The 21,869-nt window shown below is 72.6% G+C and carries 21 protein-coding genes; 10 read left to right on the top strand and 11 right to left on the bottom strand.

Annotation, left to right across the window (positions count from 1 at the left end; translation table 11 throughout):
* Positions 1-12 precede the first annotated feature (12 nt).
* Positions 13-690 carry a TetR/AcrR family transcriptional regulator gene (locus tag FH608_RS24540; RefSeq protein WP_139632951.1) on the bottom strand — a complete coding sequence of 226 codons (678 nt, stop codon included), beginning with the start codon at positions 688-690 and terminating at the stop codon, positions 13-15.
* Between the two features lie 56 nt (positions 691-746).
* On the opposite strand from FH608_RS24540, the gene FH608_RS24535 reads away from it, so the two are divergent.
* Entirely contained in the window at positions 747-1,862 is a 1,116-nt protein-coding gene (locus tag FH608_RS24535) for a hypothetical protein (protein ID WP_139632950.1), read from the top strand.
* Positions 1,863-1,917: 55 nt separating this feature from the next.
* Here FH608_RS24535 and FH608_RS24530 read toward each other — a convergent pair whose 3' ends face one another.
* The 6 genes from FH608_RS24530 to FH608_RS24505 all read right to left on the bottom strand — a co-directional run bounded on the left by FH608_RS24530 (position 1,918) and on the right by FH608_RS24505 (position 9,881).
* Entirely contained in the window at positions 1,918-3,147 is a 1,230-nt protein-coding gene (locus tag FH608_RS24530) for a hypothetical protein (protein ID WP_139632949.1), read from the bottom strand.
* Positions 3,144-3,530 carry a cupredoxin domain-containing protein gene (locus tag FH608_RS24525; RefSeq protein WP_139632948.1) on the bottom strand — a complete coding sequence of 129 codons (387 nt, stop codon included), beginning with the start codon at positions 3,528-3,530 and terminating at the stop codon, positions 3,144-3,146. The genes FH608_RS24530 and FH608_RS24525 overlap by 4 nt, the downstream gene beginning before the upstream one ends.
* Positions 3,527-5,590 (bottom strand): right-handed parallel beta-helix repeat-containing protein, encoded by a 2,064-nt coding sequence (locus FH608_RS24520; RefSeq protein ID WP_226899842.1) that lies wholly within the window; start codon positions 5,588-5,590, stop codon positions 3,527-3,529. Before FH608_RS24520 ends, FH608_RS24525 begins: the two co-directional genes overlap by 4 nt.
* A gap of 186 nt (positions 5,591-5,776) precedes the next feature.
* Entirely contained in the window at positions 5,777-6,385 is a 609-nt protein-coding gene (locus tag FH608_RS24515; protein WP_139632946.1) for a TetR/AcrR family transcriptional regulator, read from the bottom strand.
* 7 nt (positions 6,386-6,392) lie between these two features.
* Positions 6,393-7,898 carry an MFS transporter gene (locus FH608_RS24510; RefSeq protein ID WP_226899841.1) on the bottom strand — a complete coding sequence of 502 codons (1,506 nt, stop codon included), beginning with the start codon at positions 7,896-7,898 and terminating at the stop codon, positions 6,393-6,395.
* A 738-nt stretch (positions 7,899-8,636) separates the two neighbouring features.
* Positions 8,637-9,881: an MFS transporter gene (locus FH608_RS24505; protein WP_139632945.1), complete on the bottom strand. Its 1,245-nt coding sequence runs from the start codon at positions 9,879-9,881 to the stop codon at positions 8,637-8,639.
* A 142-nt stretch (positions 9,882-10,023) separates the two neighbouring features.
* Here FH608_RS24505 and panB point away from each other — a divergent pair, with 142 nt between their 5' ends.
* The gene (panB, locus tag FH608_RS24500; RefSeq protein ID WP_139632944.1) at positions 10,024-10,854 is read left to right on the top strand and encodes a 3-methyl-2-oxobutanoate hydroxymethyltransferase; all 831 of its coding nucleotides are present in this window, start codon (positions 10,024-10,026) and stop codon (positions 10,852-10,854) included.
* A gap of 449 nt (positions 10,855-11,303) precedes the next feature.
* Here panB and FH608_RS52925 read toward each other — a convergent pair whose 3' ends face one another.
* Entirely contained in the window at positions 11,304-12,356 is a 1,053-nt protein-coding gene (locus FH608_RS52925) for a threonine/serine dehydratase (RefSeq protein ID WP_226899840.1), read from the bottom strand.
* A gap of 8 nt (positions 12,357-12,364) precedes the next feature.
* Positions 12,365-13,543: a trans-sulfuration enzyme family protein gene (locus FH608_RS24485; RefSeq protein ID WP_226899839.1), complete on the bottom strand. Its 1,179-nt coding sequence runs from the start codon at positions 13,541-13,543 to the stop codon at positions 12,365-12,367.
* 113 nt (positions 13,544-13,656) lie between these two features.
* On the opposite strand from FH608_RS24485, the gene FH608_RS24480 reads away from it, so the two are divergent.
* The 6 genes from FH608_RS24480 to FH608_RS24455 all read left to right on the top strand — a co-directional run bounded on the left by FH608_RS24480 (position 13,657) and on the right by FH608_RS24455 (position 19,281).
* Positions 13,657-15,084 carry an aminotransferase-like domain-containing protein gene (locus tag FH608_RS24480; protein ID WP_139632942.1) on the top strand — a complete coding sequence of 476 codons (1,428 nt, stop codon included), beginning with the start codon at positions 13,657-13,659 and terminating at the stop codon, positions 15,082-15,084.
* A gap of 13 nt (positions 15,085-15,097) precedes the next feature.
* Positions 15,098-15,784: an alpha/beta fold hydrolase gene (locus FH608_RS24475; protein WP_139632941.1), complete on the top strand. Its 687-nt coding sequence runs from the start codon at positions 15,098-15,100 to the stop codon at positions 15,782-15,784.
* A 45-nt stretch (positions 15,785-15,829) separates the two neighbouring features.
* The gene (locus FH608_RS24470; RefSeq protein ID WP_139632940.1) at positions 15,830-16,708 is read left to right on the top strand and encodes an ABC transporter ATP-binding protein; all 879 of its coding nucleotides are present in this window, start codon (positions 15,830-15,832) and stop codon (positions 16,706-16,708) included.
* A 55-nt stretch (positions 16,709-16,763) separates the two neighbouring features.
* Positions 16,764-17,477, top strand: coding sequence for an ABC transporter permease (locus tag FH608_RS24465; RefSeq protein WP_193318601.1), 714 nt, complete (start codon positions 16,764-16,766; stop codon positions 17,475-17,477).
* A gap of 116 nt (positions 17,478-17,593) precedes the next feature.
* Positions 17,594-18,679 (top strand): sensor histidine kinase, encoded by a 1,086-nt coding sequence (locus FH608_RS53865; protein ID WP_139632938.1) that lies wholly within the window; start codon positions 17,594-17,596, stop codon positions 18,677-18,679.
* A complete protein-coding gene (locus tag FH608_RS24455; protein ID WP_139632937.1) occupies positions 18,676-19,281 on the top strand; it encodes a response regulator transcription factor in 606 nt (201 codons plus the stop codon). The genes FH608_RS53865 and FH608_RS24455 overlap by 4 nt, the downstream gene beginning before the upstream one ends.
* A gap of 28 nt (positions 19,282-19,309) precedes the next feature.
* Here FH608_RS24455 and npdG read toward each other — a convergent pair whose 3' ends face one another.
* A complete protein-coding gene (gene npdG, locus FH608_RS24450) occupies positions 19,310-19,954 on the bottom strand; it encodes an NADPH-dependent F420 reductase (RefSeq protein WP_139632936.1) in 645 nt (214 codons plus the stop codon).
* Positions 19,955-20,426: 472 nt separating this feature from the next.
* Here npdG and FH608_RS24445 point away from each other — a divergent pair, with 472 nt between their 5' ends.
* Both FH608_RS24445 and FH608_RS24440 read left to right on the top strand, forming a co-directional pair.
* On the top strand, positions 20,427-21,005 hold the full coding sequence (locus FH608_RS24445; RefSeq protein ID WP_193318600.1) for a hypothetical protein: 579 nt from the start codon (positions 20,427-20,429) through the stop codon (positions 21,003-21,005).
* 12 nt (positions 21,006-21,017) lie between these two features.
* The gene (locus FH608_RS24440; protein WP_139632934.1) at positions 21,018-21,662 is read left to right on the top strand and encodes a cyclase family protein; all 645 of its coding nucleotides are present in this window, start codon (positions 21,018-21,020) and stop codon (positions 21,660-21,662) included.
* On the opposite strand, the gene FH608_RS24435 is transcribed toward FH608_RS24440, so the two are convergent.
* Positions 21,659-21,865: a hypothetical protein gene (locus tag FH608_RS24435; protein WP_139632933.1), complete on the bottom strand. Its 207-nt coding sequence runs from the start codon at positions 21,863-21,865 to the stop codon at positions 21,659-21,661. The two genes, FH608_RS24440 and FH608_RS24435, sit on opposite strands and share 4 nt — an antisense overlap.
* Positions 21,866-21,869: the final 4 nt, after the last annotated feature.

The raw sequence follows: 21,869 nt of genomic DNA, 5'->3' as shown, positions 1-21,869 counted from the left end.
GCCGATGGCCCGTCATGTCCGGTCGGGAAGCCGGGCCAGGATGCCGTCGAGGATGATGTCGAGGCCGAGCAGGAAGTTGCTGTCGAAGTCGCCGTTGTCCACCTGGGTGTACGGGGCGAGCCCGGGGACGTGCTCGTTCAGGTGGCGGACGACCCTCTCGCGGATCTCCGTGTCCGCCTCGGAGGTGCGGACGGTGGCCCACCAGGTGTTCTCGGCGGCGACGTACCCGTTCACGTAGTACGTCAGCGCGCCCACGGCGGCGGTCAGGGCGGGGCCGCTCAGCCCGGCGCCGGCCAGCGCGGAGTAGAACAGGCGGGAGCGGGCCAGCGCGTTCGGCCCGAGCAGGGGGCGGGTGCCGGTCAGCGCGGACAGCCACGGGTGGCGGCGCATCACCTCGCGGCTCTGCGTGAGCTGGCCCACCAGGACGACGCGCCAGGAGCCCTCCTCCACCGGTTCGATCTCGCCGATCACCTCGTCGAGGGCAAGGTCCAGCACGTCCTCCTTGCTCTTGACGTACTCGTACAGCGACATGGTCCCCGCCTGCAGCCGCGCCGCCAGGGCCCGCATGGAGAACCCGGCCACGCCCTCGGCGTCGAGCAGGTCGACCGCCGCCTCGACGATGCGCTCGCGTGACAGGCGCGGCCGGCGCTCGCGCCTGTCACCGCCCGCCTCGCGGAACCAGATGGACATTCTCCGCCTCCCTTGGCCGTGCACTGTACGGAAAACCGTACAGCTAGCTTGGCCGCATGACGGACTGGGACAGGGACTACGACATGCTGGCGTTCGGCACCAGCCGCCTCGGCGGAGGAGTGCTGATCCACCGTGGGAGCACGCCCGCCGAGGTGCCCTCGGCGCCGCAGGCGCTGGCCGAGCAGGCCGACCGGCTGCTGGAGAGCGCCCCGGCGCCCCATCTGGCGGCCCAGGTACGCGCGATGCGCGCCGTCGCCCGGTACCTGGGCGGCGAGCGGCTGCCGCTGGCCGAGTACGCGCGGGAGTGCCTCGGCCTGGAGCCGCGGCGGCTGCCGGAGTCGGTGTTCGAGGAGGCGCACGAGGAACTGGCCGCGGCGCTGCCCGGCGCCTCCGGATCGACGGCCGATCGGCTACGGGCCTGGCAGGCCGCCCACACGCTGGAGCCGATCGAGCGGCTGCCCGGCCTGGTGGCGGACGCGGTGGCCGAGACGCGCGCGCGTACCCGCGCCATCGTCCCGCTGCCCGACGAGGTGGTGGAGTGCCGGCTCGTGGAGAGCGTGTCGTTCCATGCGGCCGGCGAGTACGAGGGCGGGCTGAAGTCCACGATCCACATCAACAGAGCGATTCCCTTCAACCTGGCCGATCTGCTGTACGTGGTCGCCCACGAGGGCCATCCGGGGCACATCGCCGAGTCGATGCTGAAGGAGTCGGCGTCGACGGAGGGGCTGCGGGCGCGGTTCATGCCGTCGCCGCCCTTCGTGCTGAGCGAGGGGCTGGGGCTGCTGGCCGAGGAGATCCTCTTTCCCGGCGACGAGGCCCAGGTATGGCTGAACCGGCACATCTTCCCCAAGGTCGGCATCCGGCCCGACGGCAGCGACCTCGCGGCGATCCACCACGCCAAGAACGTGCTGTGGGGCGTCTGGGGCAACGCGGCGTTCCTGGCGGACGAGGGCGCGAGCGACGCGGAGCTGGTCGGCTACCTGACGCGGTGGGCGCTCTACAGCGAGGAGGAGGCCGCGTCGGCGCTCGGCCTGCTGAGGCCGTCGCCGATGAGCCCGTACGTGTTCGGATATTTCCATGGATGGGAGCTGTTGCGCCCGTGGGTGACGGGCCACGACCGGGTCCGCCGCCTGCTCACCGAGCACCTGATCCCCGCGTCGATCGGCGGATGATCGGCGCGGCGGTGATCACGGCGGCGGGTGATCGGCGCGGCGGCGTGGCCGTGGATCAGAGCAGCAGCGTCAGGCCGCCGATCGTGTAGCCGACCATCAGGACGAACAGCGGGATCTGCCCCGAGACCGCGCGCGCCGGCGGCAGGAGCCGGACCGAGCGGTCATGGGCGGCAACCACGCCCACGACGTGCCCGACGATGATGGCCAGCACCTGGACGGTGGCGATGGTGCCGGGCGCGACGGCGTTCTGGTCGGCTTCGGCAGGCACGCCCACGGCCAGGAGGAGGCCGTGCCGGCCCTCGATGACGAGGAGCGAGAAGTAGTGGGCGATGAGGTAGCCGGTCGCGACGGGCACCAGCGAGTGGGCGAAGCGGGCGGTCAGCCCCCTGGCGCCGCCGATCAGGCCGGCCGTGCCGAGGCAGGCGGCGTACAGGAGGGCCACCCCGGCGACGGCCGCCAGCAGGCCGAGCGTGCCCAGCCCCGTCCGGCCCAGCGGGCCCGACTGCAGGGCGGCGACCCAGGCGGGGGTGGTGGAGAAGCCGTCGTACGCGGTGCCGCCGAGCAGGACGCAGACGGTGGCGACCAGGCCGGGAGCGGGCTCGATGGCGTCGAGCCCGTCGAAGGGGCTGCGCAGGACCCGGTCGCCGTTCGCCCGCCTGCCGATGGGCGACAGGTGGCCGATCAGGGTGGAGTACACCTCGAACGGGTCGCCGCGCTCCAGCCAGGCGTGGCCGTACGCGAGGGTGCCCGCCACCTGGACGGCCCCGTACAGCGCCAGGAAGACCAGCAGGGTGACGGGCGCTGCGGGCTCGGGGGCGACCAGCTCCATCCAGGTGAACGCGAGCAGCCCGGCGGCGGCCGGCCAGTACCCGAGCCGCGGCGGCAGCGGGCGGCGCGCCCGGCCGGGCAGCAGCCGGAACGGGCTCAGCGCCCGCCACACCGGCCCGAACAGCAGCGACGCGGGCACGAGACCCACCCAGAAGAGCACGTACACGAGGTATGGGCCCGCGTTCCGCTCGGCGGGCCCGGCCGCGAGCCAGCCGATCGTGTAGAGGGCGAGCAGCAGCGTCAGGACGCGGACCGGCCAGGCGGGCAGGCGGAGCGGAATGACCCGGCCCGCCCGGTCGCCGCGGAAGCGGGAGTCGGCCCAGAGCAGGCCGAGCGCCAGGAACGACACGACGAGCGCCGCGACCGCGCCCGCGTACGCGTAGAAGAGCGGGATCGGCAGGTCGCTGCGCGCGCCGACGCCGTGCGCGAGCACCCCGAATCCCGCGGGCACGCTCATCGGACCGCAAGCTGCGTGAGGACCAGCCCGCTCCCGTGCGTCTCCACCTCGAACACGCCGGTCAGGTCCGCCGTGAACCGCACCGTCGCGGGCACGCCCGGACGCAGCTCGGCCTCGATGTCGTAGCCGTGCACGTGCAGCTCGTCGGCCACGTCGCTGGTCACGGTGATGGTGACCTGCCGCCCCTTGGCCACCTCCAGCCAGCCGGGCGGCGGGCTCACCTGGCCGTGCGCGATGGTGATCGCGGCTTCCGCCGTCCCGCTCGGCGCCGCCGTCGCCACCTCGTGGCTGTTGCCCGGATTATGGTGGGTCTGCGACAGCGGGCCGCACGCCGCGGCGAGCCAGCACGCCAGCACCGCCGCGGCCACCCGCGCGCGTCTCATGCCCGCACCCCGGCCTCTTCGGCGGCCTCCTCCGTGATACGGCTGCGCCTGGGGGCCAGCACCACGACCGCGCACAGCACCCAGAGCCCGGTCACCAGTCCTCTGATCCAGCCCGGCCCCAGCGGGACGGCCGGGATCAGCCACACCATCCGGTCGAAGGCGTCGGCGCAGGCCAGCAGCCCGAGCACGATCGTCAGCCAGCCGAACGCCGGCCGCCCGGCCCGCAGCGCCGCCCCCAGGCAGAGCCACCACGCGCCCATGAACAGCGACGCGACGCCCGCCTGCACCGTGCTGTCCACGGCCGCCGCCACCACGTCGAGCACGAGCCCGGCCAGCCCGGCGACGCTTCCGGCCACGATCAGGCGATGGCGGAGCGCACCGGGCCGGGCGGCGGCTTCGCGGCGCCGTACGTCCTGGCGCGAGCGCCGCCAGAACAGCCACAGCAGCAGCCCCAGCACCGCCGAGCCACCCAGCGCGAGCTGCGTCTCCACCTTGCCGAGCCCTGACGCGCCGAACCAGTCGCACCCGGCCGGCAGCCGGGCGTCCGAGGCGCTGAAGTCCGCGCACAGGTACAGCTTGACGACCTTCACCGGCTCGGCCACCAGCCGGCTCGCCCCGCCCGACAGCGCGGGAGCCGGGGCCGCGCACACCGGCAGCACGGCGGGCGACGACCTGCCCGTGTCGCCCTGCCAGCAGTTGCCGGTGCCCTGCCCGTCCCACCACACGTCCAGCCCGTTCGGCCGCCGCTCCCCCGCCGGGTCCACGCCGAACACGTTGCCCTCGTAGCGGTTGAAGTCGGACGTGTCGGCCTGCTTGGCCAGGTCGCTCTCGCCCCGGATGAACGCGGGCACCCCGAACAGCTGGAACGCCGCCCGCTGGTGGCCCCAGATCCGGTTGTTCCTGAAGACGTTGTAGTTGCCGCCCGCGACGAGGATGCCCGTCCCCGGCGGTACGCCCACCTGCGAGCACACGACGCCCCGCTCGTATCCGCGCTCGGCCGGCGGCTTCGCGCAGGTGCCGTCGCGGGTGTAGCGGTAGTAGTCGCGGTTGTTGTCGTAGATCTTGTTGTTCTCGAACTTGGCGTGGTTCTGCGGCAGGCCGGGGTGCGAGGGCCAGAGGCTGTCCATCGTGGCGCCGACCATGTTGTCGTAGAACTCGTTGTCGTGCACCCACATCGAGTCGCCCGCGGTGCCCGAGTAGCCGAGCGCGTTGTCGTGGCTCTTGCAGCGGCGGATCTCGATGGCGTACCGGGGGACGTCGTGGCCGCGGCCGTCGTTGAGGTTGGAGGCGCTGCCCGGGTAGAGGCCGCCGTCGCCGTTCCCGTACGCCTCGCAGTCGGTGTAGAGGCCGTGGTCGCTGGCGAACGTGAGGAAGCCGTACTCGTCGTTCCAGCGGGTGAGGACGCGGTCGATGACGAACCCGTCGGTTTCGAGCACGTACAGGGAGTTGAACGTGGTGCGCTGCGCGGTGAAGTTCCGGAAGTAGATGCCGTCGGTACGGTCCGCGCGGATGGCGTTGAGCTTGCGGTACTCCGCGTCGATCACGACGTCCAGGGGGTCCGCGCCGGTGCCCTCGATCTGCAGGTCCTCCTTGCCGAGGATGGCGACGAGGTTCTGGTTGTGCGGGCACTGCTGTTGCTGCTCGAAGCTGAGAATCTGGTAGCCCCACGTGGACCAGCGGGCGGGGAGGTGGGCGCAGTCGCCGGTGGGGCCGGGGCGGCTGGGCTCCTCGCGGTAGAGCCCGGGGAGGATGGCGATCGTCATTCCGGGGCGGTCGACCTGGTCGACGGCCTCCTGGAGGTGCCTGACCCCCTTGGCCTGACATTTCGCGAAAAGGTCGAGGTTGTGGTCTTTGAGCGCCTCCGGAAATTTCGCGATTCGCCGCTCGAAGTCTGCTTTATCCGTCTTGCATACGAGCAGGTCCGGCTCCCCCGACCGCAACACCGGCACCGAGCCCGTACCGTCCGGCAGCGTCACGGGACGCTCCTCGTGGGCGAACGCGGCGCCGCAGGGTAACAGGAGGGCGGAGGTGAGCACGACCATCGTCGCGATTCTTCGCATGGGGGGCATGGCCGCGAGACTAGAACAATGCTCACGTTCTGCCTAGACCAGAACGATCTTCCCCCAGCCGGCCACGCCGCATCGCGCGAAGCCCCGGCGGGCGACAGCCGCCCGCGCACGGCGCGGCGCCGGATGTACGTGACCGCAGTCCCGCACGTCCGGCGCCACCACGCGCCAGGTCGTGGATCAGGTCAGGGGGGCCATTCCCGCCAGAACCGCGTCCACGACCCGCTCGGCGAGGTCGGGGGCGAGAGCCCCGGCGGGAGCCCACTTCGTGTGCCACAGCATGGTGCCGGTGAGGATCGCCGCGCCCATGGCGACGTCCAGGTCGGGACGGAGCTCGCCGGTGGCGATGCCGCGCTCGATCACGTCGCGCATCGCCTCCTTGCGGGGCTCGACGGCCCGGTTGAGGAAGCGGGCCACCAGCTGCGGGTAGCGGTCGGCCTCGCTCATCGCGATGTTGATGACGCAGCGGCTGCGGGTCTCCCCCGCGTCCCTGCGCATCGCGTCGAGCAGGCTGATCAGGTCGTCACGCACCGACGTGCCGGTGAGCGACGGCAACGGCGCCTTGAGCGTGGCGAGGGCGTCGACGACCAGGTCCTCCTTGTTGGACCAGCGCCGGTAGATGGTGGTCTTGCCGACGCCCGCCCTCGACGCGATGGCCTCGATGGACAGCTCGGAGATCCCCGTGCCCTCGCCGATCAGGTCGAGGGTGGCCTCGATGATCGCCTTTTCGGCCTTCTCGCTGCGCGGCCGTCCCGCCGGACGGGCGGCCCCTGATTCCTGGATCGTCATGGCGGCCTCACACTACCGCTGGTTCCTTCTGTTCCGCCTGCTGCACCGGGCGCGCCTTGCCAGGCATCCACCTGGCCACGACCGCGACACCGAGCAGTGCGATCACTGCCGACACTAGCGCCGTGACATGCATGCCGTCGATGAACGCGTCGAACGCCGGCTTCATCAGCGCCTGGCCCCTGTCACCGAGCGCCTGGACGACGCCCATGGTCTGGACGATCGACTCGCCCGCGGAGTGCTGGACGTCGGCGGGCAGGCCGGCCAGCGAGGGGGTGATCTCGCTGCGGTAGTTGGACGACAGCACCGAGCCGAGCACGGCCACGCCGAGCGCGCCGGCCACCTGGCGGACGGTGTTGCTCATGGCCGAGCCCACGCCGGCCTTCTCCCTGGGCAGCGACTCCATGATGGCGGTGGTGGCGGGCGGCATGATGTTGGCCATCGCGGCGCCCTGGACGAAGAAGACCACCTCGATCAGCAGGATCGGCGTGTCCTGGTCCATGAGCGCGTAGCTGCCCAGGGCCGCCGTCACCACGATCATGCTCACCGTGGCCGACAGCTTGGCGCCGAACCGCTCGTTCACCCGCTGGCTGAGCGGGGCGAAGATCAGCTGGGCCGCGGCGAACGGGATCATCAGCGCTCCCGCCTGCACCGGCGAGAACTCCAGCACGGTCTGCAGGTAGAAGGTCAAGAAGAACATCCCGCCCATCATCGCGAAGAAGACGATGCCCATCATGCCGATGGCCGAGCTGAAGCGGACGTTGCCGAAGTTGCGGACGTCGAACACCGGGTGGTCGATGCGCCGCTCCCACCACACGAACACGCCCAGCACGACCAGCCCGATCAGGGTCGGCGCCAGCACCTCGGCGCTCGCCACGGTGCCGAGGAAGCCGCCGCGGATGATGCCGTACACGATGGCCACCAGCCCGATGATGGACAGCAGCACGCCGAACGGGTCGAGCTTCGACGGCTTCGGGTCGCGCGACTCGGGCACGAGCGTCGCGATGAGGATCATGCTGATGATCACGATCGGCACGTTCACCAGGAAGACCGAGCCCCACCAGAAGTGCTCGATCAGCACGCCACCCGTGATCGGCCCGATCGCGACGGCGAGCCCGACGCCGCCGGCCCAAACACCGATCGCCTTGCCGCGCTCACCGGGCGGGAAGACGTTCGAGATGATCGCCAGCGTGGCCGGCATGATCGCCGCCCCGCCGATGCCCATCGCCGCCCGCGCCATGATCAGCTGCATCGGGTCCTGCGAGTACGCACTGGCGAGCGAGGCCAGCCCGAACAGCGCCATGCCGATGAACAACATCCGCTTGCGCCCTGTCCGGTCCCCGATCACGCCGAACGTGAACAGCAATCCGGCGAACACGAGCGTGTAGGAGTTGATCGCCCATTCCAGCTCGCTCTGGGTCGCCCCCAGGCCGACCGTCTTGTCGGCGATGGTCTTCATCGCCACGTTGAGGATGGTGTTGTCCAGCACGACGGCCAGCAGGCTGAACACCAGCACGCCAAGAATTCCCCAACGGCGTGGGTGACCCAATCTCGGGTCCACGACTACGTCTTTCACAGTGCTCCTCAATTTCGATACGTACGAGTTTCGCAACGACACCGTATCGCAACCTATTCCGATACGCAACGGTCCCGTTTCGTAAACCTCAGGTGAACTCTCACCCACTCCAAGAAGTCCACCCGCCTCACCACCCACCCCCAGCGCACGCCCTGACGGTGCGAGCCCGTGCAGGTCGATGCACCCGTGTGTGGCGACCCCGGGGCGGGGTGAGCGCCTTGTACGGGACCGCGCCCAATCGCCACCCAGACCAGGGCACGGCACCGCACCCAGCTCGCGACCCAGACCAGGGCCACGGCTCGTGGCCAGCTCGCGACCCAGACCAGGGCCACGGCTCGTGGTCAGGTCAGGGTCCAGAACGGCGCACGGCTCGGGCACAGCTCAGCGCTCAGGCCGATCCCAGGCCGGGGCAAGGCTTGAGTCCCGGGTCCACGCCAAGACCCTCGGCAGGGGTCAGGTCGGGAGCGGAGCCGGGGCCGACCTGCGACTCCGGCGCAGGTCAGGGGTCGAATCCAGGCGCAGGTCCTGAGGGCCGGATCCAGGCCCGGGTCAGGCCCGAGCCCAGGTCAAAGCACACCCCGAGGCACGGGTCGGACCTGGCTCGAAACCCGGGGGCGTGGAGCTGTGTTCACGGGCTTTGCCTGTCACCGGGCGACTGGGCCCGATGCGGGCGGCGGCTCACCCCCCTGACGGCGTGACCGTGGCCGGTTCGCCCGCCACCACCCCCTCCCGCGCCGGCGGCGCCGGCGACTCGGCCGGGCGGCGGGACCAGAACGGGACGGCCGCGAGGACGATGGCCGCGCCCACCGCGCCCGCCAGCACGAACGCCCACTTCGGCCCGGCCCCGTCGATCACAGCCCCCGCCAGGGGAGCCGCGATCGCGCCGCCGATCAGCAGGGCGGTGCCGTGGAAGCCCATGGCCTCGCCTCTCGCACCCGCCGGCACCCATCGGGAGAGCACGTCGACCGTGGCCGAGAGCGACGGCGCGCAGAGCAGGCCGGCCGGGAGCAGCGCCAGGACCAGCCAGTGCCAGCCGCCGCCGACCAGCGCCACGGGGATGGTGAGCAGGCCCATGGAGGCGATGAGCACCAGGGGCGAGAACCCGCGCGGCATGCCGCCGTACACGAACCCGCCGACGAGGGAGAAAACGGCCCAGATGGCGACGGCGAGCCCCACCCACTCGGTCTGGCCCGCCTCGTTCATGGTCGCGACCAGCGACAGCTCGGTCGCCGTGAGCACGAACGTGGCCGCCGCCGCCGTGCCGAGCAGTGCGACAAGCCCGGGGGTGAGCCACGTCCGCAGCGGCACCTTGACCCCGGACCCGGAGTCCGCCAGCTCGTCGGCCGACCGGGTGGGCGGGTTGAGCGCGATCATGCCCACGCCCGCCACCGCCGTCCCGATCCCGATGACGGTCATCGTCACGCCGCTGCCGAACATCGTCATCCCCGCCACCGCGAGGGCGGGACCCGCCATATAGGACAACTCGACCAGCATCGAGTCGAGCGCGAACGCGCTGCGCCGCTGGACGGGCGGCACCAGCGCGGCCAGGCACTGCCTGGTGACGCTGAAGACGGGCAGCGCCAGCAGCCCCGCCAGCGCCGCCGCCCCGACCAGCACGGGGAACGACATGGCCCACGCGGACGCCCAGAACGCCGCCTGCGCCACGGTCGTGACGATGAGCACCGGACGCAGGCCGTGCCTGTCGACGAGCCTGCCCGACAGCGGCGACCCGAAGGCCATCCCGACCGTGCTGGCCATGGTGACCAGGCCGGCCTTGCCGTAGCCCAGGTCGAGCCCCACGGCGACGTGCAGCGTCAGCGTCATGCCCATGGCCGTGGACGGGACACGCGCCAGCAGCCCCATCACCAGCAGGGCGGGGACACCCGGGAGCCTGAACAGCCGCCGGTAAGGGTCGAGAGCCATGTCGTTAACCTCCGGAGTCGATTCTGGCAAGCGGCACCGACAGTTTCGCCACGGGTTTTTCGGCCGAGGCCCGCGTGCCATCATCGGAAGGAGTCCGGGGACGCCACTGGGGCGCCTCGAGACGTTTCTGGAGGGTTCACTCATGTCCTCTTCAACCATGCTGTACGGGGGCGCGTCGGGACGCCGGGTCACCGTCCGCGACCTCACCACCGCCAAGGAGCGCGGAGAGCGGTGGCCCATGGTCACCGCCTACGACGCGATGACGGCCCGGGTGTTCGACGCGGCGGGCATCCCGGTCCTGCTAGTGGGCGACTCGGCGGCCATGGTCGTGTACGGGTACGACTCCACGCTGCCCGTCACGGTCGACGACCTGCTCCCCCTCACGGCGGCCGTCGTACGCGGCTCGTCACGGGCCCTCGTGGTCGCCGACCTGCCGTTCGGCTCGTACCAGTCCTCACCCCAGCAGGCGCTGGAGTCGGCGGCGCGCTTCATGAAGGAGGCCGGCGCCCACGCGGTCAAGCTGGAGGGCGGCCGGCGGATCCTGCCGCAGGTGGAGGCGCTCGTCGCGGCCGGGGTCCCCGTCATGGCCCACCTCGGTCTCACCCCGCAGTCGGTGAACGTCCTGGGCGGCTACCGCGTCCAGGGGCGCGGCCAGGCGGGGGACGAGCTCATGGCCGACGCCAAGGACCTCGAACGGGCGGGCGCATTCTCCTTGGTGCTGGAGTGCGTACCCGCCGATCTGGCGCAGCGGGTGACGTCGTCGCTGGCCGTCCCCACCATCGGGATCGGCGCGGGCTCGGGGACGGACGCGCAGGTGCTGGTGTGGCAGGACCTGATGGGGCTCACGCCGCGACCGGCCCGGTTCGTGAAGCGGTACGCGGACCTCGGCGAGGTGATGGACCGCGCCGTCCGGGCCTACGCCGCTGACGTGGCCTCGGGCGCCTTCCCCGCTCCTGAGCACACCTACAGCTGAGGGTGCCGGGTCCCGGCCCACGCCTACGGCCTGATGGCCGGGACCCGACCTGCCCGAACGCGCCCCCGCCCGCCGTCTATGGGGCACGATCCACCAGGCCGATGTACCCCCATACGCCAGACGGCGCTCGTGATGACGGTCGCTCGTGACGCCGATCGCCCGTGACGCCGATCGCCCGTGACGCCGATCGCCCGTGACGCCGATCGCCCGTGACGCCGATCGCCCGTGACGCCGATCGCCCGTGATGAGGGCTTCCCCATGGCGGCGGCAGTCTGTGGCGGTGATGGCCATGTCATGGTGACGGGCTCATCAAGACCACGGGCGGTCGTGACTGGCCGCCTGTGGCGGTGACGGCCGAGTCATGATGGCGGGCGGTCGTCGGTGGCAGCGTGGTGGCGACGGGCGGGGGTGAGGTTACGGGCGGGTGGTGCCGGGGTGAGGTGGCGAGGTCAGGTGGTGAGCGTGGCGGGGTCGGTGTTGGAGCCGCAGATCACCACGGCCACGCGCTCCCCCGGCGCCGGGGTGTAGGCGCCCGTCAGCAGCGCCGCGTACGCGGTCGCGCCCGCGTGCTCGGCCGCCACCCGGTGCCGCGCCCAGAGGGTACGCCGGGCCTCCACGATCGCCTCGTCGCTCACCAGCACGCTCCGCACCCGCGGCGACGAGAGGATCTCGAAGGCCAGACCGCCGAGCCGGGTGGCGCCCAGGGCGTCGGCCGCCACGCCTCCGACCTCGACCGGCACCGGACGCCCAGCCCGCAGCGCCTCGTGGAGCGTGGGGATCCTCATGGGCTCCACCGCGACGATCCTCGGTCCGCCCGCCGCCCCGGAAGCCCCGGACGGCTCCGAAGGCTCCGAACGCTCCGAACGCTCCGAACGCTCCGAACGCTCCGAACGCTCCGATGGCTCCGAAGGCCGGGGCGTCGCGGAGCCCTCGGAGATTCCGGTGGTTTTCGAACCGTCCGACGTCCCCACGGTGATCCCCGCCGCGAAGCCGCCTCCGCCGACCGCGACCAGCACCGTGTCCACGCCGCCCGTCTGCCGGACGAGCTCCAGCCCCGTGGTGCCCTGCCCCGCCACCACCTCCGGCTGGTCGTACGCGTGCACCACCAGCGCCCCCGTCTCGGCGGCGCGCTTGGCGGCGGCCTCGGCGGCGTCGGAGTAGATCGCACCGGTCTGCGTGATGTGCGCCCCCAGCGCCGACAGCCCGGCCACCTTCACCGGGCTGGTCACCTCGGGCACGAAGATCTCCGCCCGCGCCCCGAGGGCCCGCGCCGCGTACGCCACCGCCAGCCCGTGGTTGCCCCCGCTGGCCGCGATGACCCCGCTGGGCGGCAGCTCGCCGGCCGACAGCATGCGGTTGAACGCCCCGCGCACCTTGAACGACCCCGAATGCTGCAGCAGCTCCAGCTTGAAGTAGGTGCCGGGCGAGACCTCCAGCACCGGCGTGCGCAGCACGTGCCCGTCGATCCGCCCGGCCGCGGCCAGGACTTCCGCAAAGTTCACCCTCGCCACTATGCCAGCGCCCCCGAAAGGTCGGCCCACAGGTCCTCGGGGTGCTCGATGCCGACGGCGACGCGTACGGTGCCCTCGCCGATCCCGTTCCTGGCCAGCTCGTCGGCGCTCAGCGACCGGTGCGACGTCGTTGCCGGGTGCAGGACGAGCGTCTCCACGCCTCCCAGCGAGGGGGCGAGCAGCGCCAGCCGTACGGAGCTCATGAACTTCTCCCCGGCGGGCCGCCCGCCGGCGAGGTCGAACGAGAGCACCCCGCCGAAGCCGGACAGCAGCTTGCCGGCCAGCTCGTGGGAGGGGTGCGAGGGCAGCCCGGGCCAGTGGACGGCGCTGACGGCGGGGTGCGCGGCGAGTCGGCCGGCCAGGTGGCGGGCGTTGGAGCAGTGGCGCTCCATGCGCAGCGCGAGCGTCTGCATCCCGCGCAGCGACAGCCAGGCCGCGAACGGGTCGGCCGAGGCGCCCAGCTCGATCGCGAAGTGCCACACCTTCTCGTGCAGCTCGGCGGAGGCGAAGACGGCGATGCCGCCGACCACGTCGGTGTGCCCGGACAGGTACTTGGTCGTGGAGTGGACGACGATGTCCGCGCCGTGCTCGATGGGCCGGCAGAGCAGGCCGGTGGCGAACGTGTTGTCCACCACGGAGACGATGCCGAGCTCGCGGGCCGCCGCGCACATTCCGGGCAGGTCTGCCACGAGCGTCATCGGGTTGCTGATCGTCTCCAGATAGACGAGGCGGGTCTCGGGGCGGGCGGCGGCGCGCAGGGCGGCGGGGTCGTTCTCGGGGACGTACGTGACGGCGATCCCGAACCTGCCCACCAGGTCGTTGATCATGGCTGCGGTGCCGCCGTACAGGGAGGTCTGGGCGATGAGGTGGTCACCCGGCTTGAGCAGGCCGAGCAGCACGGTGTTGATCGCGCCCATGCCGGAGCCGGTGGCGATGGCGGCGGCCCCGCCCTCCAGCCCGGCGACGGCCTGCTCCAGCGAGCGGACGGTGGGGTTGGTGTAGCGCCCGTACACGAACGGCCCGTCGGAGCGCCCCATGGCGTCGGCCATCACGGCGGGGTCGTCGAAGGCGAATCCGGAGGTCTGGTAGATCGGCATGGCGATCGGGCGGCTGCCCTCGACGGCGGGCTGCGGCACGTGGACGACGCGCGTCTCAGGACGCAAACCCTCAGAACGCACGGCCTCAGGGTGCGAGGTGTCAGGGCGCGAGGTTTCGGGGCGGGATTCGGTCATGAATCAAGGATCGCCGCGGAACGGTTCCGGTGTGAGAGCCAATCGGCCAGAATTGGTCCATGAATGGGGCCAATCCCCCGGCACTCGACGACCTCGTCGACCTGCTGGGCCGCTGGGCGTCCGGCCGCGGGCCGCTGTACCTGCTGCTCGCGGCCCGCCTGCGGGCGCTGATCGACGACGGCGTGCTCGCGCCCGACCAGCCGCTCCCGCCCGACCGGGTGCTCGCCAGGCGGCTGGCGGTCGGCCGGGGCACGGTAGTGGCGGCGTACGACCTGCTCCAGCAGGAGGGCCGCGTGCTGCGCCGCCAGGGCAGCGGCACCCGGGTGGCCGCGCTCCACCTGCCGGCGACACGGACCGCCGACGGCGTGGTGGCCAACCCGCTGCTCATGCACATCCTGCACCCGCCGGACGGCGTGCTGCTGCTGACGTGCGCCGCGCCGCACGACCCGCCGCCCGCGCTGTTCGAGGCGTACGAGGAGGCGGGGGCGCGGCTGGCCGGCACGCGCGACTTGGGCTACCAGCCGGCGGGCAACCCGGCTCTGTGCGCCGCGCTGGCCGCGTACTACACCGGCCGGGGCGTGCCCACCACCGCCGACCAGATCCTGGTGACGACGGGCGCTCAGCAGGCGCTCACGTTGCTGGCCGGGCTGCTGTTGACGCCGGGCGACACCGTGCTGACCGAGACGCCGACGTACCCGGGGGCGCTGGAGGTGTTCCGGCACGCCGCGGCCGTCATCCGGCCCGGCACCGCCGAGGACCTGCGTGAACGCCCCGCGCTGGCCTACTTCGTCCCGACGGGCCGCAACCCGGGCGGCGCGGTCATGGACACCGCGGAGCGCAGGCGGCTGGCCGCGCTGGCCGCCGAGCACGACGTACCGCTGATCGACGACGAGGTCTGCGCGGAGCTCTCCTTCACCGGCGAGACCCCGCCCCCGCTCGCCGCGTACGAGCGGGGCGAGCACCTGATCTCCGTGGGCTCGCTGAGCAAGCTCGTCTGGGGCGGCCTGCGGGTCGGGTGGGTCCGGGCGGCGGCGCCGCTGGTCTCGCGGCTCGCCAGGCTGCGGGCGGTGCACGACCTGGGCGGCGAGGTCTTCAGCCAGCTCGCCGCCGTCGCCCTGCTGGGCCGCCTTGAGGAGGTACGGGCCGCGCGGGTGCGCACGTTGCGCGAGCGGCACGACCACCTGTGCGCCGAGCTGCGCGAGCACCTGCCGTCGTGGTCCTTCGAGCCCGCGCGGGGCGGCCAGACCATCTGGGTACGGATCCCGCGCGGCGACGCCGACTCCTTCGCCCAGCTCGCGCTCAGGCACGGCGTCGCGGTGGCGCCGGGGCGGTCGTTCGACCCGCTGGGCCGGCACGCCGACCGGATGCGCCTGCACTTCCTCTTCCCCGAGGAGGAACTTTCGCGAGCGGTGAACAACCTGGCCGCGGCCTGGGCGGTCTACGACGGAGCCGCCCGTCCGCCCTCCCGCCACCCCCTCGTGGTCTGACAGGCTGGACCCCATGCAGACGACCTTCGTACTCGTGCACAGCCCTTCCGTCGGGCCTTCGACGTGGGCCGCCGTGGCCGAGTCGCTGGAGCGCCGCGGCCACGCGGCGGTGGTGCCCGACCTGACCGGCGTGGCGGCGGGCGGCGGGCCGTACTGGCCGCGGGTGGTGGAGGCGGTGCGCGCCGCGGCCCCTGACACGCCCCTCGTGCTGGTCGCGCACAGCAACGCCGGGTTCTTCGTGCCACTGGTCAAGGAGGGGCTGGGCGAGCGGGTGGTGGCGTGCGTGTTCGCCGACGCGCACATCCCGCCGCGCGACGGGCTGATCAAGGTCGCCGAGGAGGGCTTCCTGCCGTTCCTGCGCAACCTCGCCGGCCCCGGCGGCGTGCTGCCGCGCTGGACCGACTGGTGGGACGAGGAGGACGTCGTCGCCATGCTGCCCGACCCGGCCGTGCGCGTGCGGGTGGCGGGCGAGCAGCCGCGGCTGCCGCTCGACTACTACACGCAGCCCGTCCCGGTGCCGGCCGGGTGGGACGACGTCAGGTGCTCGTGCCTGTGGTTCGGCCCGCCGTACGACACGGTGGCCGAGCAGGCGGCCCGGCGGGGCTGGCCGGTGACCCGCGTGCCGGGCCTGCACCTGCACCAGCTCGTCGACCCCGAGGGCGTGACGGACGCGCTGCTCAAGCTCTCGCGGAAGTCGTGAATTCCTCACTGTCCGCCCGCGAGCGGCCCCGGGATAGTCGGGTGCATGACGGCGATCGAAGTGAACGGGCTCAGGAAGAGCCATCGCGGGTTCGAGGCGGTGAAGGGCGTCTCGTTCGAGGTGGGCGAAGGTCAGATCTTCGCGCTGCTGGGCAGGAACGGCGCGGGCAAGACGACCACGATCGAGGTGCTGGCCGGCTTCCAGCGGGCCGACGGCGGCACCGTGCGGGTGCTCGGGCTCGACCCGTACGCCGACCGCACGGCGCTCCGGCGGCGCACCGGGATCATGTTGCAGGAGGCGGGGTTCTTCCCTGACCTGACGGTCGCGCAGACCGTCGACACCTGGCGCGGCCTCATCGCCGCGCCGCGCCCCCGCGACGAGGCGCTGGAGCTGGCGGGCCTGGCGGGCAAGAGGGGCACCAAGGTGCGCCAGCTGTCCGGCGGCGAGAAGCGCCGCCTCGACCTGGCGCTGGCCCTGCTGGGCCGTCCCGACGTGCTGTTCCTCGACGAGCCCACCACCGGTATGGATCCCGAGGCGCGCAGGGCCACGTGGGGCGTCGTGCGCGACCTGGCCGGGCAGGGCACCACGATCCTGCTCACCACGCACTACCTGGAGGAGGCGCAGCGCCTGGCCTCCACGATGGCGATCATGGACGCGGGCGAGGTGGTCGCGGCGGGCGACATGGCGGAGACCCTCGCCGCCCAGGCGGGGCGGGTGGCGTTCCGGATGCCCGCGCACGTGCACCCGGCCGACCTGCCGCTGCCGGTCACCCTGGAGGGCGGGACGGCCGTCTGCCGCGCCGAGGACCCCGACCTGGCCGCGCAGACGCTGCTGACCTGGGCGGCCGAGCGCGGCCTGCGCCTCGCGGGCCTGGAGGTCCGCACGGCCACCCTCGAAGACCTCTTCCTGGAGAGTGCCCGATGAACCCGGCCTTCGCAGGGGGTGCCCGATGAACCCGACCTTCCTGGAAGGTGCTCCGATGAGCCTGATCGCGACCTTCCGCCTCGGCACGCGCCTGTTCTGGCGGGACAAGGCCGTGCTGCTGGGCACGGTGGTCACCCCGGTGGGGCTGGCCGTGGGGATGCCGCTGCTGCTGAACGTGGTGGAGAGCGCCTCGCTCGCCACCTCCGTCTTCCAGAGCGCGCTCTCGCTGCTGCTGGCGATCACCGCGTTCATGAGCGTCACCGTCGCCCTGACCGCCCAGCGCGACCAGCTGCTGCTCAAGCGGCTGCGGACGACCGGGCTGACCGACGGGCAGATCCTGTTCGGCCAGATCGTCAGCACGGCGACGCAGACCGTGGCCATGATCGTGCTGTCCACGGTGGCCGTGCGGGTCCTGGCCGGGGTGCCGCTCCCGGACGACCCGCTGGGCTTCGCCGCGATCGTGATCGCCGGATCGGTCGTGATGGCGCTGCTCGGGGCCGCGTACACGGCGGCCGTCCCGCGCGCCGAGCTGGCCTCCGCCTACACGATGCCCGTCTTCCTGGTGGCCGGGGTCTCGGCGGGCGCGATGGGGCCCATCCCGCTGCCGGACTGGCTGGAGCCGGTCCTGGACCTGCTGCCCACCACCGCCGTGGTGAACGCCGTGAGGACCGGCGACCTGGCCGTGGCGGCGCTGATCCTGGCCGGCTGGACGGTCGCCGGGCTGGTCGCGATCCGGTTGTGGTTCCGGTGGGAACCCCGCCGATCCTGAGGCCGAGCGCGGGGCCGGGCGCGGGGCCGGGCGCGGGGCCGGGCGCGGGGCCGGGCGGGAGGCGGGGTGTGAGGCCGGGCCTGGGGGGCGGGGCGAGGCCGGTCATAATCGTCACCGTGACCTCGTCCTCCGCCGGCCGGCTCGCGAGCGTGCTCATCACCGCCGTCTCCTTCGCGTACACGGTGATCGCGCTGACCTACTTCGAGTGGAGCGCGGGCTACGGCGCGGCGGCGGGGGTCGCGGTCCTCGCGGTGATCTCCACGCACTACCTGAACATGCGGGCGGGCCTGAGTGGCCGGCGCCCGCCCCTGTTCCCCCTCACGCTGGCGCTCCAGGCGGTCGCGACATACCTGCCCGACCCCCTGCTGCCCGGCGGCATGTCGTCGGTGTCCGCGCCGTTGCTGGCCGGGACGCTGCTGGTGTTCCTGCCGCTGCGCTGGGGCGGCGCGCTCGTGGGGCTGATGATGGCGTACGAGGGCGTCGCGATCTGGGTGATCTTCAACATGTGGGTGGTCACGCTGTTCTACGTGGTCACCATACCGACGACGGGCGCGATGATCTACGCGCTGGTGCGCTTCACCCGCGTGACCGCGGACCTGGAGCAGGCCAGGGCCGAGCTGGCGGACGCCGCGGTGCTCAAGGAGCGCCTGCGCATCTCCCGCGACCTGCACGACGGCCTCGGGCGCAGCCTGACGGCGATCGCGCTCAAGGGCGACCTGGCCTCCCGGCTCCTCGAGCGCGACCCGGTCGCCGCCCGCACGGAGGTGGGCGAGCTGGTCCAGGTGGCCAGGGAGGCGGCGCAGGACGTGCGCCAGGTGGCCAGGGGCTACCGGGCGATGTCGCTGGCGGGCGAGGTGGACCGGGCGGTGGCGCTGCTGGAGTCGTCCGGCATCGGCGTCCAGGCCCACCTGGCCGACGTGGCGCTGCCCGGCCGCTCGGAGGAGGCGCTGGCCTGGGCCGTACGCGAGGCCGTCACCAACCTGCTGCGCCACAGCAGGGCCACGACGTGCACCATCACCACCTCCGCGAAGGACGGCAGGCTACGGCTGGAGGTCGCCAACGACGGCGCGCCCCCGGCCTCCGGGCCGCCAGGAGGAGGGCTCACGGGGCTGGCGGAGCGGGCCGCCCAGGCCGGCGGCTCCTGCACCGCCGCCCCCGCCGGCGCGGGCGGCTTCCTGCTGGCGATGGAGGTCACGGCGTGATCCGGGTCCTGCTCGCCGAGGACATGCACATGATCAGGGCGGCCCTGACCGCCCTGCTGCGCCTGGAGCCGGACATCGAGGTGGTCGCCGAGGTGACCCGCGGCGACGAGATCGTGCCCGAGTCCCTGCGGGTGCGGCCCGACGTCGCCATCGTGGACATCGACCTGCCGGTCGTCGACGGCATCACGGCGGCCGCCACGCTCCTGGAGCGGCTCCCGTCGTGCCGCGTCCTGGTGCTCACGGCCATGGGCCAGCCGGGGCACGTCCGCAGGGCGCTGGCGGCCGGCATCGAGGCGTTCCTGGTCAAGGACGCGCCCGGCCACCGGCTGGCGGACGCGATCAGGCGCACGGCCGCCGGGCTGCGGGTGCTGGACGCCGAGCTGGTGTCCTCGGCCATGGAGTACGGCGAGAGCCCGCTGACGCCGCGCGAGTCGACCGTACTCAAGGAGGCGGCCAGGGGCGCGTCAGCGGAGGAGATCGCCTCCCGCCTCCACCTGTCGCCCGGCACCGTGCGCAACTACCTAACGGGGGCGATCACCAAGACGGGCGCCCGCAACAAGATCGACGCCATCCGCATCGCGCAGGACGCCGGCTGGCTCTGACGCGCCCGGCCGGTGCGGCCGCGCCCGGTCAGATGTCGGTGATCCGCAGCCCGGCGTGCGCCTTGTAGCGGCGGTTCACCGAGATGATGTTGGCCGTCAGCGCCTCGATCTGGTGGGCGTTGCGCAGCCGCCCGCCGTACACCCCGCGCACCCCCGGAATGGCCTCGGCCAGCGCCTGCACCGTGTCGGTCGCCTCGCGGTCGTCGCCCAGCACCAGCACGTCGAGGTCGACCTTGTCCACGGCCGGGTCCATCAGCACGACCGCCGACACGTGGTGGAAGGCCGCGACCACCCGGCTCTCGGCGAGCACCGCGGCGGCCTGCTGCGCCGCGCTGCCCTCCTCCACCGGCAGCGCGTAGGCGCCCTGCTTGTCGAAGCCCAGCGGGTTGACGCAGTCGACCACGATCTTGCCGGCCAGCTCGGCGCGCAGCGACTCCAGCAGCGCCTTGTGCCCGTCGTACGGCACCGCCACGATCACGATGTCGGCCTGGGCGGCGACGGCGGCGTTCTCGTCACCGGTCGCACCCGCCCCGATGTCGGCGGCGGCGTCACGGGCGCGCTGCGCGCTGCGCGACCCGATCAGCACCGGATGCCCGGCCAGCGCGAACCTCCGTGCCAGCCCTTTGCCCTGGTCACCGGTGCCGCCGAGGATGCCGATGGAAAGCCCGTTCACCGAATACCTCCGAGGATGCCCCGGTCTTCAGGCCGGGAAGGAATCGAACCCCTGAGCAGGGCAGGACCAACTGATTCGCCTCCAGGGCGGATCAGCGTCCGGTAGAGTCGGTTCCGCGGGTTGCGAGAACCAAGCTTCCCGCATGTGCTGATCGAGAACCAAGACAGCACACGCACCTCCAAGCTTGCCGTACCAAACCGGGCAGGTTCCGTCCCGGCTGGTGCTGAGGGAGTAAGACCTCGCTGGTCGCCGACCAGCGGGGCTTCCTGAGCCAGGAATCCCCCTGCTTCAGCCGGGGGAGAATTCAAATTCGTCATACCCCCGATCATGCCAGCCCGCCGGACGCCGGCCGGACCCGGTGGGCCCGGCCGGGACGGCTGGCCAGCAGTTGCCGAACGCGAGCAGCCCTAGGATCCGCACATCACTCCCGAATCAGCCACCCCGGGCGTGCGCGTCAGGCACCATGGGTGACATGGACTCAGGATCGGTGGCCCTGCTGCGTGAGCTCCTGGCGGAGACGGGCTGGCTCGAACGCGCCCGTGAGCTGGGCGTCGCCCTGCGCGCCACCCGCTCCCCGGGCGGCCTGCTGCTGGTGGGCACGCCGGACGAGGAGCCCTGGCACCTGACCGCGCACCTCGCCGACGAGGCCAGGTTCGCGGGCCTGCCGCAGCTCACGCCCACGCTCGTGCGCTGGGAGCCACCCGCCGACGCCCCCGCCCACCTCCGCGTCGGCCTCGATCGCCTGGAGCGGGCGGCGCGGGGCGAGACGCTGTTCGTGCTGGCCGAGCGGCAGGCTCCGGTCCCGCTGCTGGAACGGGTCGACGACGCCCGGCGTACGGGGGCGACGATCCTCGCCATCGAGGGCGGCGACCGCGAGCTGGCCGGGCTGGCCCACGACGCGATCGAGGTGCCGCGCGACGGACTGGTGACGTTCGACGGGGCCCAGCACCTGGTGAGCGCCGCCGCCGGCGAGCCGCAGCGCCGCCCCGGCCTGCGCGAGCGCCTGGCCCGGCTGCTGGAGAAGGTCAGCGGCCCCCGACTCGCGGACTAGGAGGGCCGCCAGATGATCGTCGAGCTCAGCCACCGCATCGTCGACGGCATGATCACCTACCCCGGCATACCCGCCCCGAAGCTCGGCGTGCACCTGAGCAGGGAGGCCTCACGCGAGCTCTACGCGCCGGGCACGGAGTTCCACATCGGCACGATCGCGCTCGCCGCCAACACCGGCACCTACCTCGACACCCCGTTCCACCGCTACGCCGACGGCCCCGACCTGTCGCAGGTGTCACTGAGCAGCCTGGCCGACCTGCCCGGCCTGGTGGTCCGCGGCGGCCCCGGCCGCGAGGTGACGATCGACGAAGACCTCGACGTACGGGGACGCGCGGTGCTGATCCACACCGGCTGGGACCGCCACTTCGGCACCGACGCCTACCTGCACGGCCATCCCTACCTCGCGCCCGCGTCGGCGCGGTGGCTGGCGGAGCAGGGCGTGGCGCTGGTGGGCATCGACTCGCTGAACCTCGACGACACCCCGCCGCACGGCGAACGCCCCGCCCACTCGATCTTGCTGAAGGCGGGGATCCCGCTGGTGGAGCACATGACGGGCCTGGCCGCGCTGCCCCCGGACGGTTTCCGCTTCCACGCGGCGCCGCCGATGGTCGCGGGCCTCGGGACCTTCCCGGTCAGGGCCTACGCGGTCGTGCCCTAGTCATCGTCGTCCTGGTCCGCCTCGTCCCAGGCCTTGTTGCGGTCGGCGGCGCGCTGCAGCGCCCCGGCCGCCTCCTGCTCGGACGAATAGGGACCCATCCGGTCCTTGTTGGGGCAGCCCTTGTCGGGCTCGACCCGCATGTGCTTGAGACAGAACCACCACTGGCCTTCGCTCACATGGTCAATTCTGCCCCGTAGACTCATGTTT

The organism is Nonomuraea phyllanthi (genome assembly GCF_006334985.2).
GTDB classification, from domain to species: domain Bacteria; phylum Actinomycetota; class Actinomycetes; order Streptosporangiales; family Streptosporangiaceae; genus Nonomuraea; species Nonomuraea phyllanthi.
The sequence above is the reverse complement of the archived record's forward strand: the minus strand, read 5'-3'. Positions and strand labels throughout refer to the sequence as shown.